At 37.1% G+C, this 12,935-nt stretch carries 11 protein-coding genes; 9 read left to right on the top strand and 2 right to left on the bottom strand.

Translation table 11 applies throughout. The annotated features are described in order from the left end of the window. Positions 1-17: 17 nt before the first annotated feature. The 8 genes from AN389_RS16670 (at position 18) to AN389_RS16635 (ending at position 9,550) form a co-directional block, all read left to right on the top strand. A complete protein-coding gene (locus tag AN389_RS16670; RefSeq protein ID WP_055018661.1) occupies positions 18-1,520 on the top strand; it encodes a hypothetical protein in 1,503 nt (500 codons plus the stop codon). Next, complete coding sequence (locus AN389_RS16665; RefSeq protein ID WP_055018660.1) at positions 1,510-2,610, top strand: glycosyltransferase; 1,101 nt, start codon at positions 1,510-1,512, stop codon at positions 2,608-2,610. Before AN389_RS16670 ends, AN389_RS16665 begins: the two co-directional genes overlap by 11 nt. A 13-nt stretch (positions 2,611-2,623) precedes the next feature. Beyond that, a complete protein-coding gene (locus AN389_RS16660; protein WP_055018659.1) occupies positions 2,624-3,622 on the top strand; it encodes an EpsG family protein in 999 nt (332 codons plus the stop codon). Next, the gene (locus AN389_RS16655; RefSeq protein ID WP_055020292.1) at positions 3,622-4,749 is read left to right on the top strand and encodes a glycosyltransferase; all 1,128 of its coding nucleotides are present in this window, start codon (positions 3,622-3,624) and stop codon (positions 4,747-4,749) included. Before AN389_RS16660 ends, AN389_RS16655 begins: the two co-directional genes overlap by 1 nt. A gap of 95 nt (positions 4,750-4,844) precedes the next feature. Continuing rightward, positions 4,845-5,984 carry a glycosyltransferase family 4 protein gene (locus AN389_RS16650; protein ID WP_055020291.1) on the top strand — a complete coding sequence of 380 codons (1,140 nt, stop codon included), beginning with the start codon at positions 4,845-4,847 and terminating at the stop codon, positions 5,982-5,984. Then, positions 5,981-6,898 (top strand): SDR family oxidoreductase, encoded by a 918-nt coding sequence (locus tag AN389_RS16645; protein WP_055020290.1) that lies wholly within the window; start codon positions 5,981-5,983, stop codon positions 6,896-6,898. Before AN389_RS16650 ends, AN389_RS16645 begins: the two co-directional genes overlap by 4 nt. 8 nt (positions 6,899-6,906) lie before the next feature. After that, positions 6,907-7,455, top strand: coding sequence for a sugar transferase (locus AN389_RS16640; protein WP_055018655.1), 549 nt, complete (start codon positions 6,907-6,909; stop codon positions 7,453-7,455). Between the two features lie 160 nt (positions 7,456-7,615). Further along, a complete protein-coding gene (locus AN389_RS16635; RefSeq protein WP_055020289.1) occupies positions 7,616-9,550 on the top strand; it encodes a nucleoside-diphosphate sugar epimerase/dehydratase in 1,935 nt (644 codons plus the stop codon). 266 nt (positions 9,551-9,816) lie between these two features. Here the strand turns inward: AN389_RS16635 and AN389_RS16625 are convergent, their stop codons facing one another. Both AN389_RS16625 and AN389_RS16620 read right to left on the bottom strand, forming a co-directional pair. Beyond that, on the bottom strand, positions 9,817-10,110 hold the full coding sequence (locus tag AN389_RS16625) for an REP-associated tyrosine transposase (protein ID WP_268796283.1): 294 nt from the start codon (positions 10,108-10,110) through the stop codon (positions 9,817-9,819). Positions 10,111-10,301: 191 nt separating this feature from the next. Continuing rightward, the gene (locus AN389_RS16620; protein ID WP_055018651.1) at positions 10,302-11,678 is read right to left on the bottom strand and encodes an MBL fold metallo-hydrolase RNA specificity domain-containing protein; all 1,377 of its coding nucleotides are present in this window, start codon (positions 11,676-11,678) and stop codon (positions 10,302-10,304) included. A 613-nt stretch (positions 11,679-12,291) separates the two neighbouring features. On the opposite strand from AN389_RS16620, the gene rfaH reads away from it, so the two are divergent. Continuing rightward, positions 12,292-12,774 carry a transcription/translation regulatory transformer protein RfaH gene (gene rfaH, locus AN389_RS16615; protein WP_055018650.1) on the top strand — a complete coding sequence of 161 codons (483 nt, stop codon included), beginning with the start codon at positions 12,292-12,294 and terminating at the stop codon, positions 12,772-12,774. Positions 12,775-12,935: the final 161 nt, after the last annotated feature.

Genomic DNA, 12,935 nt, shown 5'->3' with positions numbered 1-12,935 from the left:
CTTGAAAGGGTCATATAATGATTGCTAAATACAGCCTAGGTAACCCATGTTTAAAGCTTTCGTCTGATTTAGCTGGTGAGTTACCACTATACATATATTTATCTGAAGATAAAAAGACCCTGCTTTACTCTAACTCTGTAACAGAATTGTTTGATGATGTAAGAGTTACAAAGCCTCTAAAAGTATCAGATGAAGGTATTTCTTTTTTGCTACAAAGTAGTGTCATTCCACCACCTATGACAGCTTACCAAGGTGTTTTTATTGTAGGGATAGGTGATACAGCCGAGGTAAAAACTGTAGATAATGAAATTGTTATAGATTTCAGCCATGAATTTCCTTTTATGGCCAATAAAAGAGCTGACTTTGATACTTATAAAAAACCTAATCTTGATGATATTGTAAAACTCTTAGCAGAAGAAACAGTAAGCAAATTAAATAAAAACAAAAAAACGTTTCTCTTTCATAGTGCAGGCAAGGACAGTAATAGTATTGCTATTGCGCTTGCTGAAGCGGGCCTACAAGATCAAGTTACATTGGTTACGCATTGCTCAAAGGGTAATTTAGATGAAAGCCAAATTAGTAAAAGTATTGCTAAAAAATTGGGTTTTTCACATCAAGTATTAAACGAAGTTGATGAGCTAAATAATGAGCACTTAAAATACATTGAAGAGTATTTTACAAAAGCACCGTTCCCTTGCGTAGATAACTTATGTCTAGCGTATCCTTTATATGCAAAGCAACTACCGGAACTATTTAATGCCAATATAATTTTTGGTGATGGCAACGACAGCCATATGATCAGCCCACCTTCGGCTAAAGATAACTTAAAAACAAAAGTCAGTAATTACACCTCAAAGCTTTCTTTTTTTAGAAAGTTTATAGATTCAGAAAATAAATATAGTTCATTACTTAGAACACCAGCTGAATGGTTTGGCCAATCTGGATTTTCATTAAAAGATAGCCGAAAAGTATTTCCAAAAACAGTATCGACTTATGCGTACTGGAGGAAAGAGTCAAATGTGAGAAAGAGTTGGGATTTATTTTATTTTAAATCTGATATTTACTCTACACGAGTAATTAGCGAAAAAATGATTCGTAAATTATTTAACTTTACAGATTACTTAGGTGCACAAATAGTACTCCCTTTTGCAACTAAGCGGGTTGCAGAATATTTTGCAGCCATGCCAGAAGAGTACTTATTTGATCGTCATACTTTTAAAAATAAGCTTATTTTAAGAGATTTATTAAAAGAGAAAATCAATATCGACTCTGATGAAATAGGTAAGATGGGCTGGTCTTATGACACTAAAGCTATAGTGAATAATAATTGGGATATTATTACGACTGAAATAAGTAAATGTTCTTTATGGAATCATAGTGAAGTCGACCGCATTATTCTCAGACTAAAAAAATCTATGGATAAAAACACAAAGTACTCGCAACTTTCATGCAGATTAATTTACCGACTCTACTTATTATCTATGTGGAAAAACAAATGCAGATATTTAAATGAAAGATAATAAAATAACACTTTTTGTCAGCTCTTTAGCTGGAGGCGGAGCCGAAGGTGTTTGCGTTAATGTCGCAAACGGATTAGCACAAAGCGGCTGGGATGTTGACCTAATTGTATTACATTTAAAGAATGCAGCGTACCTAGAGCGTGTTAACGAAAACGTAAATTTAATATCGTTAAATGCAGCCAATGCAAGGTATGCAATTATTCCGCTATTAAAGTATATTCGTAAAACAAAAATAGAAAAATTAGTAGTATTTAAATATGAACTAGCGGTATTACTTATACTATTAAAAAGTATTTTAAGACTTAATATAAAAGTCATCGCGCGTAATATTAATACTTTTTCTCAATCTAGTGGTCAAGGTAAAGGGCTATGGCGTAAATATATCGCTAATCCATTAATTCAACATTATTTCTGCAAAGCAGATCACGTAATAAATCAGTGTGAAGCAATGCAAGAGGATTTATTAACCACGTTTCCTGAATTAAAGGGCAAAACCAGTGTAATATTAAATCCCGTAGCTAAGCATGTTGAAGAGTATGCTGAAAACCACAATAAAGAAAACAATAACAAGCAGGACTATATTTTGTGTGTAGGGCGCTTGGAAAAACAAAAGGCCTTTCATTTTGCATTAGAGGCGTTTGCACAATTAAACAAAAGCTATCCAAATTTACGGCTAAAAATAGTAGGGCAAGGCAGTCTCGAAAATGAGCTTAAAAGCTTAGCGAAACAGCTTAAGATCAGTGGGAATATAGACTTTGAAGGCTTTCAGTCTCACATGCTCGACTATTATTTAAATGCTAAAGTCACCTTGCTAACTTCAATTTACGAAGGTTTTCCTAATGTACTTGTAGAATCTATTACCTTAGGTACACCTGTCGTTTCTTTCGATTGCCCTAGTGGTCCACGTGAAATTATAGACCAAGGAATTAATGGCTACCTTGTAGAGTATCAAAGTATTGATAGCCTCGTATCCTATTTAGACAAAAGTTTAAATACTCAATTTGATTCTAAAGCGGTAATGGAAACGGCTAAAAAAAATAAAGTGTCAGAAGTTATGAAAAAATATTCAAAACTCTTAAAGAATATCTAACTAGGTTAGTAGAATGACTTCAATTGATAAACAGCTAATAAAATATAGAAACACCAAGCTAATTTATAGTTTAGTGGTACTAACTTTCGCATTTTTATACGCATTAGTGCTGTCTAATTACATACCAATGGATGTGACTATAAAAGACAGGCTAAATTACATCGAATATGCAAGCAATCCAGAAATAATATTTGTTAGGTACTGGTCTAGCGGCGTAATTTCTAGCTTTTTTAACGAACCTGTGTGGCTGGGGTTAAACTTCATATTTAGCCGCTTCTTAACTCCAGAACAAGTTGTAGCGACAATAATCTTTTTTTCAGCTTTTAGCTCTGCGTTCGTAATACTTAAGATAAATCCAAGGTACATCTTTTTTCTCGTTTTTATTTTACTTTTTCCGCAAGTGATAACTAAATATGTTGTGCATATTAGGCAAGGGTTTGCTATCAGCCTATTTCTGCTGGGGTGGTTTTGTCAATCGCGCTCGTGGCGATGGTTCTTTTTTGCTTTAACTCCATTAATACATGCTAGTTTCTTTTTTATATTATTTTTATATGTTTTTACTCACATTCTTAGAGATGTAAAGTTATCAAGTGACATAAGAACAATAGCAATTATCTTATTCGGCTTAACGATAGGGGTGGGCCTGGGCTTTTTAGCTGGTGCAGTTGGGGCGAGGCAAGCAAGCGTGTATGAATTTAGTGCCAGCTCGGTCAGCGGTTTGGGTTTTGTTTTATGGTTATGTGTTTTTACTTTGTATTATTTGCAAGGGCGAACATTCGCTAAAAAGAATGCTTTTGCTATGAGTGTAATAGCTTTTTATTTATCCACCTACTTTTTGATAGAGGTGACAGGGAGAATCTTCGAAAGCTCAGTCGTAATAGTACTATTAGCAAGTTTAGGCTTAACTTCGTGGCGAAGGCTTTGCTTTTTTGGATTAATAATATCGTTTACGTTAATAACGTGGATTCTCAGATTTAAAGAACCTTGGTTAGGCTGGGGTACAGGGTTGTAATGAAAAAAATTATTCATATTTCTACAGGTTTAGAAAATGGTGGAGCAGAAGGCGTTTTGTACAGGCTCTGTAAAGGAGATAAGCACAATACACATGTTGTGGTTTCGTTAATTGGTAGGGGTAAATACGCTGACTTATTGGAGGCTGAGGGGATTAGTGTTTACTGTCTCAATATGCCATCAGGAAGAATTTCTATTAATGGCTTATTTAACTTGTATAAATTAATTAAACAGCAAAATGCAGACGTAATACAGACATGGATGTATCATGCCGATTTAATTGGTGGGATAGTTGCTAAGTTAGCTCGAGCAAAATCAATTTACTGGAATGTGCGACATTCAACAATAGAAGTAGAACACTCTAAAAAAGCGCTCGTACTGGTCGCTAAAGCCTGCTCAATACTTTCTAAATGGGTCCCTAAAAAAATTATTTATTGTGCGGAACAGGCTAAAGCTACCCACGAGGAGTTAGGTTACGATAGTTCAAAGTCGATAGTCATTGGCAATGGCTACGATTTAGATTTATTTACAGTCAATAACGCTGGGGCAAGTATATTCCGTAATAGTATTGGCCTTGAGCAATCTAAATTGCTTTTAGGTATGATTGGCAGGTATAACCCACAAAAAGATCATCACAATTTATTACAAGCGCTTAGCTTAGTAAAAAAAGCTGGTTATAAATTTAAATGCGTTTTAATAGGGCGAGAAATAGAGAGAAATAATCAGATTTTATTTGAGCAGGTTGATAACTTAAAATTAACAGAAGAAGTTATTTTTTTAGGTCAAAGAACCGATATACCTCACATAATGAATGCTCTCGATATAAATGTTTTAGCTTCCTCTTTTGGTGAGGGGTTTCCAAATGTTTTAGCTGAGGCTATGGCTTGCGGAACACCATGTGTAACAACAAACGTTGGAGATGCAGGGCTTATTGTAAAGTCGACGGGTTGGGTTGTAAGCCCTAGAAATTATAATGAATTAGCTGACGCTATTATTAGCGCTATTAAAGAAAAAGAATTACAAAATGAAAAATGGTTAAATCGTTCAAAGGAATGTAGAAAAAGGGTTGAAGATAATTTCAGTATTAACTCAATGATTAATAACTACCACGCAGCTTGGTCAAAATAGTTGATTTATTCATTACCTGCACCTGTATTTATATAATTCAAACGAGTAAGAAAATATTAAAACTTTTTCAAATTATCAACTTAGGGATAGAGCTAATGCCTAAACTTTTATTTTTAGTTAATGTGGACTGGTTCTTTATTTCACACCGCTTACCTATAGCGCAAGAAGCGCTTAAGCAAGGATATTCAGTCACTATAGCTTGTCATTTTACCGAGCATAAGCAAGCGCTAAAAGAGATGGGCTTTAACGTTGTTGAACTACCGTTCACCCGCAGTGGTGGCAGCATAGGCAATGAATTTAAAACACTCAAAGCTATACGTAATTTAATAAAGCAAGAGCAGCCATCTGTTATCCATGCAGTAACTATAAAGCCTGTTTTATACGCTGGGTTAGTACTAAAAACAATTAAACAAAAAATACCATTTGTAGCTGCTATATCAGGCTTGGGCTATGTATTTACTGCAAGTACATTTAGAGCAAAGCTAACTAAATTTATAGCATCCATGGTATATAAAGTTGCGTTAGCGCACAAAAATAAAACCGTTATCTTTCAAAATAGATCGGATGAAAAAATACTAACAGAAGTCGCTAATCTTAAGGCTTGCGATAAAGTGCTTATTAAAGGCTCTGGGGCTGACTTATCTGTTTATAATCACATCCCTGAAATAAACCGCCCGCACATTAAAATCGCAATGGCATGTCGTTTATTACGAGAAAAAGGTGTTTATCAATATATAGAGGCTGCTAAAGCGGTTAAAACCCAGTTTCCTAATACACAGTTTTTGCTTATAGGAACGCCGGACCTAGAAAACCCAAATACAATAAAGCAATCTGAAATCGATAAATGGGTAGATGAGGGAATAATTGACTATTTAGGCCACCGCAGCGACATTCCAAATATTTTCTCTGATGTAAATATTGTTTCTCTTCCATCATTTTATGGTGAGGGAGTACCAAAAGTACTCATTGAAGCTGCAGCATGTGGTAGAGCTATAGTAACGACTACAAACCCAGGTTGTAATGACGCAATTATAGACAACGAAACAGGACTCGCAGTACCCCCAATGGATGGGCAGTCACTTGCTAATGCATTTATTCAATTAATCAATAGCCCAGAACAACGTATTGAAATGGGGATTAAAGCCAGAGTATTTGCAGAAAAAGAGTTTGATGTTAAAGCTGTAGTGGATTCTCACATCAAAATATATAAAGGATTGCTGGATAATAAACTATGATCGCTATTACTGGTTATAGTGGCTTTGTTGGCACAGAGCTACTAAAAAAAATAAACACCGAAGAGTGCGTGTTATTAGGACGCAAGTCAATTACGGGTAGCTACAAACATCAATTTTTTGATCTTAGTAACCCAGTTCAAGATTTAGATTTAAGTGAAGTTAAAGTGTTTATTCATTGCGCCGCTCGCGTACATATAATGGATGATAACTCAGCAAATCCAATAGATGAATTTAGAGCTGTAAATACAAAAGGAACCTTAAATTTAGCTTCTCAAGCAGCTAAAGCAGGTGTAAAGCGATTTATATTTATCAGTACTATTAAAGTAAATGGCGAAAGCACGACAGGTCGTAAGCCTTTTAATGAACAAGAATGCGCCCCAGAAGATCCATATGGCATTTCAAAAGCAGAGGCTGAGCAGCAATTGCTCGCTTTAGGGCAACAAACGGGGATGGAAATAGTAATAATAAGGCCACCTTTAGTATATGGAGAAGGTGTAAAGGCTAACTTTGCATCTTTAATGCGTTTAGTTAATAAAGGTTTTCCTCTACCTTTTAGATCAATCAATAACAATAAAAGAAGCTTAGTATCTGTTTATAATTTAGTTGATCTTATAAAAGTGTGTGTTGAACACCCCAATGCGGCTAATCAAGTGTTTTTAGTAAGTGATGATCATGACCTTTCTACTGCCGAAATGGTACAATTAATGGCTAAGGTGCAGGGTAAGTCAAACTTAACACTCCCAATTCCAACAACGTTATTTTCACTCGCTGGTAAAGTATTAGGGAAAAAACAAATTGTTGATAGGTTGATTGGGTCACTACAAGTTGATATCACGCACACCAAAAAAACACTCAATTGGGTACCTCCATACTCAGTTGAAAATGGCTTTAAATTATCTGCAAAAATTAAATAGGTTAATTAATGATTCGTACGCTCGACATTTTGTTTTCATTAGTGGGTTTGGTACTTACTATGCCATTTTTAATTATTTTATATATTATTGGCCTATTTGATACCGGCTCGCCACTTTTTATGCAAGAGCGCGTTGGCCGTAATAAAAACCCGTTTACTTTAGTTAAATTTAGAACAATGACCGTAGATACAGCCTCTGTAGCGAGTCACTTAGCTAGTACAGCGTCTATTACACCCTTTGGTGGCTTTTTACGTAAAACAAAGTTAGATGAACTACCGCAGCTTTGGAATGTACTTAAAGGTGAGATGAGCTTAGTTGGGCCTCGCCCAGGGTTATTTAATCAAGAAGAGCTAACACAAGCTCGCGATGCTAAAAATATATACGATGTGCGCCCAGGTATAACAGGCTTAGCACAAGTAAACGAAATAGATATGTCTACTCCAGAACTACTAGCTGAAACTGATGCAAAAATGATCGCCACACTTAACCTAAAATACTACTTCACTTATATACTACAAACCGTCACAGGAAGTGGCAGTGGCGATAGGGTAAAATAGCCAAATAACACACAAATTTACAAAAAGTAACCAAATACATAAAGACTATATAATCTTTTACATATAGTCTTTAACTATTAAGTGCAATAGTTGTTCATCTTGTAGTAAAATTGTAATCAATAGAATAGCAGTATCACTGCTAGCTTCAGGGAAATGTATTGTGTTTTTAAAATTCTTAGTTAACTTGCCTCGCCCCCAAAAAAGAGTTGTATCACTTGTTGTAGATAGCATTTTTATTATTGTCGCTTTTTGGCTCGCCTTTTTACTAAGGTTAGATAGCACGGCTGTTTTAAAAAATACACACACATGGATTCTACTGGCAACAGTATTACCCCTTAGCTTGTTCAGTTTTGTTAAGCTTGGCTTATACCGGGCCGTGCTTCGTTATATGAATACACAAGCTATGTGGGCCATTATTGCTGGTGTAGTACTTTCTACAGTTTACTTAACCGTTTTGTCTTTCTTTTTAAGCGCACCTGTCCCGCGTACAGTACCGTTTATATATGCGAGCTTTTGTATTTTATTTGTAGGTGGAGCAAGGCTAACCGTACGCGCTGTGGTTGGGCAAATAACAATGCGCCGAAAAGAAGGGGTTATTATATACGGAGCGGGATCAGCGGGGCGCCAACTTGCAACTGCATTAGCTAATGGCCCAGAGTATTCGCCAGTTGCCTTTATAGATGATGATCCTAAAAAGCATTTATCGTTAATTCAGGGTATATGTGTGCATGCACCTTCACAAATAGCCGAAATTGCCAAACAAAAATGCGCAAATAAAATTTTACTTGCCTTGCCAAGCACTTCAAGAAGCCGTCGAAAAGAGGTGCTTAACGCAATAGAAAAGTTCAAGCTACAAGTAATGACCGTACCTGGGATGGCAGATATTGTTTCGGGCACGACTAACCTAGATGAAGTTAAAGATGTAGAGATAGACGATTTACTAGGTAGAGACTCTGTACAGCCTCGTCAAGATTTAATGTCGGCAAATATAGAAAACAAAGTAGTTATGGTTACAGGGGCTGGTGGCTCAATCGGCTCTGAACTGTGTAGGCAAATAGTTAAAAATAAGCCTACAAAAATTGTACTGTTTGAGCTTTCGGAGTTTGCTTTATATGCAATAGAGAAAGAGCTATCGGAGTACTGCAACGCAAATAATTTAAATATAGAAGTATTGCCAATATTAGGCTCAATACAAAATAAAAAGTTGGTTCAATCAACGTTCTCAACTTTTAACGTGCAAACTGTTTACCATGCAGCTGCCTATAAGCATGTACCATTAGTAGAGCACAACGTAGTTGAAGGTGTTCGTAATAATATTTACGGCACCTATAACGTAGCTACGGCAGCAATAAATGCAAAGGTAGACACGTTTGTTCTTATATCAACCGATAAAGCCGTGCGCCCAACAAATATTATGGGCACTACAAAACGCATGGCCGAACTTGTGCTGCAAGGGTTGTCTGAGGTTCAAAATACCACACGTTTTACAATGGTACGCTTTGGTAATGTATTAGGGTCATCAGGCTCTGTTGTGCCACTGTTCAGAAAACAAATTAAAGCGGGCGGCCCAATAACATTAACTCACCAAGACATTACTCGTTACTTTATGACCATACCTGAAGCTGCTCAGCTTGTTATTCAAGCAGGAGCCATGGGGGTAGGTGGCGATGTATTTGTGCTAGATATGGGCGAGCCAGTTAAAATTAAAGACTTAGCAACTAAAATGGTTCATTTGTCAGGGCTTGAAGTTAAGCACGAAAAGCGCCCAAATGGTGATATAGAAATAAAATGTACAGGTTTGCGCCCAGGCGAAAAGTTATTTGAAGAGCTGCTTATTGGCGACAATGTTATTGGCACTGACCACCCAAGAATTTTAAGTGCACAAGAAATAAAAATGCCATGGCATGAGCTAGAACCATTTTTGGGCAAATTAAAAGCAGCTTGTGATGATACAGACCACCCCCTAATACGTAAACTGTTGTTGCAAGCACCCACTGCATTTTCTCCTACCGACGGAATATGCGACCTCAACTGGCAAGAAAAGCAAAATAGCCAAACCAATGTTACCGCTTTACCCAACGTAAGTGGCTCTTAAAATGGCTAGGCTGCAATAGTTTAATAATTTGCAGCCTATTTGTTTGAGCAAGCCTCACGCATAAATGTACTTTCAAGTTTGGTATATATTTATTGTGTTGTAGGCACCTTGCTTGCTGGCGCACTAAAAGCATCGCTTTTTATATATTTACCAAATTGCGTGAGCAAGCTTCACGCCTACATGGGTTTTATGAACGGTGTATATTGTGTTGTAGACGCACAGCTTGCTGGCGTTTAAAAGCGTAGCTTTTACAAATAAACACAACCTCAGTACGGATATTTGTCTATGTTGTCTACTAACTTTGCGCGTAAAGGGTTCGCTACTATATACCTAGCTTGAGCTATTAAATCTTCATCACCTCTAATTTTGTGGTCATAATAATTTGTTTGCCATATCTTCCCGTTTGTACCGTTATGCTTATTAAACCTATAAGTTGTAATATTCTTAAACTTTCTGACAAGGTTAGATAATTCTGAGCTACGATTTAATTGAAAAAGCCAACGTATATGATCAGGCATAATTACAAAGCAAATAGTGTTATGAGAATTACTTTTGAAAATAAAACAAGCTCTCTAGCTATCAACCGGGCATTTAAATAATTAGCAAACAATGGCTTACGGAAATCGCAACATAAAGTTATGGAATAAAAAGCATTAATGGTAGGGCACCTACCTTTTAAACGTTTATGCGTGTTAGCCATATAGTTTTATTCCTTTTTGTATCCTTTTCGCGCGAGCAAGCTTCACGCCTATTAAGTTCCTATCTCAATTTTAATCTCACTGCCCAATACCTCTTTATACTTACTTGCTAATGCGCGCTTTGCCTCATTATCGCCGTGCACAATTTTTATATGGCTTGGCTTTTTACGCATGCCGGTTACAAACTTAACTAACCCGTTTTGATCGGCATGGGCGCTGTAGCCGCTAATGGTATGCACCTGTGCATTAATTGTAAGGCGTGTATTGTTTATAAAAACATAGCCATTGCGGGGGCCATATTTTTGTATATCGCGGCCCAATGTACCGCGGCCTTGGTAGCCAACAAACAATACATCGGTTGTTTTGTCACCTAAAAAGCGCTCTAGGTAATTTACTATTCGCCCACCACTGCACATACCACTGGCAGCTAAAATAATGGCGGGTGTTTGGCGCGACGCTAAATAATTAATAATGGCGATATGTTCACTATGGGTATCAACCGTGGTTAGGTTTTCAAAATCTAGCGGATGCCGGCCTTTGGCTACTTTACGTTTAGCCTCTGCATCCCATAAATGTTTAAATTTAATATATTGCTCGGTAAAATTGGCAGCCATGGGGGAGTCTAAAATTACATGAATTTTTCGCCAAGGCGATCCTTTAGCTGATTGATGTATTAGCTGCTCTAACTCGTAAAGTAGCTCTTGTGTACGGCCAATACTAAATGCCGGCACTAACACCACACCGTTATCTGCAACAGCGCGTTCAATTACGTTTTTTAGTGTTTGAGTGCGCTCTTTACGGCCTTGATGGTTTTTATCGCCGTAGGTTGACTCTATAACTAATGTGTCGGCTTTATAAGGAGGCTTTGGAGCCGGTAACAGCGGCGTGTAAGGCGCACCTAAATCGCCCGAAAACACAACTCTATGGCTTCTATTACTCTTTGTATTAATGCCTATGTCTATTTCCACATAAGCTGAGCCTAATATATGCCCAGCACGCTGAAAGCGCGCTTTAGCTATTTGCTCGTTGGCGCAAGGTAGCGCAAACCAAGTATTAAAATTAACGGCAACAATGCGCTTGTTTAACAAACTTAAGCACGCATTTATAATTTTTGTATCGCGGGTAACGCCTACTTTTAACGCATCTTCAATCACGAGTGGCAGCAAACTAGCTGAGGCAAGCGTAGTAAAAATAGGGCCTTTAAAACCCGTTGCTAATAAATAGGGGATTCGCCCCACGTGGTCAATATGGCAGTGCGTAACAATAAGCGCAGTAATGTGCGTAACATTAAACTCTATTGATAAATCATCTTTTGCGTCTTCCCCCTGAAAAAGCCCGCAGTCTATTAGTATGCTGGTTTGGCTATTAATAACGAGCTCGTGGCACGAGCCTGTTACACCATTTACCGCTCCGTGGTGAAGTATTTGCATAAGTATCTTTATTTAGTTTTTTAAGAGTAAAGTTAAAAGTAGGGCTAAACAGTAATTTAAGCAAAACTTAGGTGTATTGTTATTGAAGGAGCCTTGCTTAGTAACACTCTTAGGCATTATGTGACGTTTAAATAATAAAGCTAAACGTGAGGTAAACTCGCTGCTACTTGTAAGTATTGATTTACTTATCTTTGCCCAATGGGATTTTAGTGATTTATTCACAAAGAGGACAAGAGACGCTGCGTTATAGAGTAGTAAGAATATATAATTGCTTTTGCATAATCATTGCTCATTTACTCCTCTTTTTCTTCTCCTTGTGCAATAGCCTTTTAAGCTATTAATTTATAAATAGGGTAGCCTTGTAGGCGCTTTGCTTGCTGGCGCACTTAGGCTTTATATCGCGTTTAAATAGTAAGCCTAAGCGCGTATTTTAAGCTAGGTTTAGATTATATAAACAGCAATAGCTACAACAAATATAATGGCTGCTGTTAACAAAGTAAGTGCGTATTTACCTTAAACGGCTATTTACTTAAGAAACTTAAATTGTTTATAATCAGTTGCTGTTAAAAATAATGTTGTGTTTGTTGCAATTGTGTATGAAGTAAGGATTGCTGTGAAAAGTTGGTATTTAGTTACATGTAAACCTCGCCAAGAAGAGCGAGCAGCCACCAACTTACTAAATCAAGGCATTGAAGTTTTTTATCCAAAATTAACCACTGAAAAACTCATCAAAGGCAGGCGAACTGTTAAACAGTCTGCTCTATTTCCAAACTACTTATTTATTTGCTTAGAGTCTCAAAACGGTAACTTTTCTGCTGTAAAAAATACGCGCGGCATAAATGGCTTTGTATCTTATGGCACCCGTTACCAAATAGTACCAGAAGCTCTAATAGAGCAACTTAAATACGAACGCACAAGCTCTGCCGAATCAACAATACCAAAAGCAGGCGACACAGTAAGCGTACATAACAATACATTTAATAACGTTGCAGCAATATACAAAGAGCCCGACGGCGACATGCGCAGTATTTTACTTATTAACTTACTTAACCAAAAAATCGAAGTAAGTGTCGATAATAAAGATATTAAGCAGTAAAAGCTAAGCTGCCCCTTTACACCTTAAAATTGATTAAACATCAGTACGTAGGAACTGCAACCTAGGGGCGGAAGCGTGCCCAAAGGGCTAGACAAGCAAAAAGTTTTGCTTTCAAGCTGGAGCGAGAGGAGCTCTGCGACGAACTGGAACGTGGAGCGTGC

Source organism: Pseudoalteromonas sp. P1-7a (assembly GCF_001401855.1).
Lineage (GTDB): Bacteria > Pseudomonadota > Gammaproteobacteria > Enterobacterales > Alteromonadaceae > Pseudoalteromonas.
This window is presented reverse-complemented; position numbering and strand designations above follow the sequence as displayed.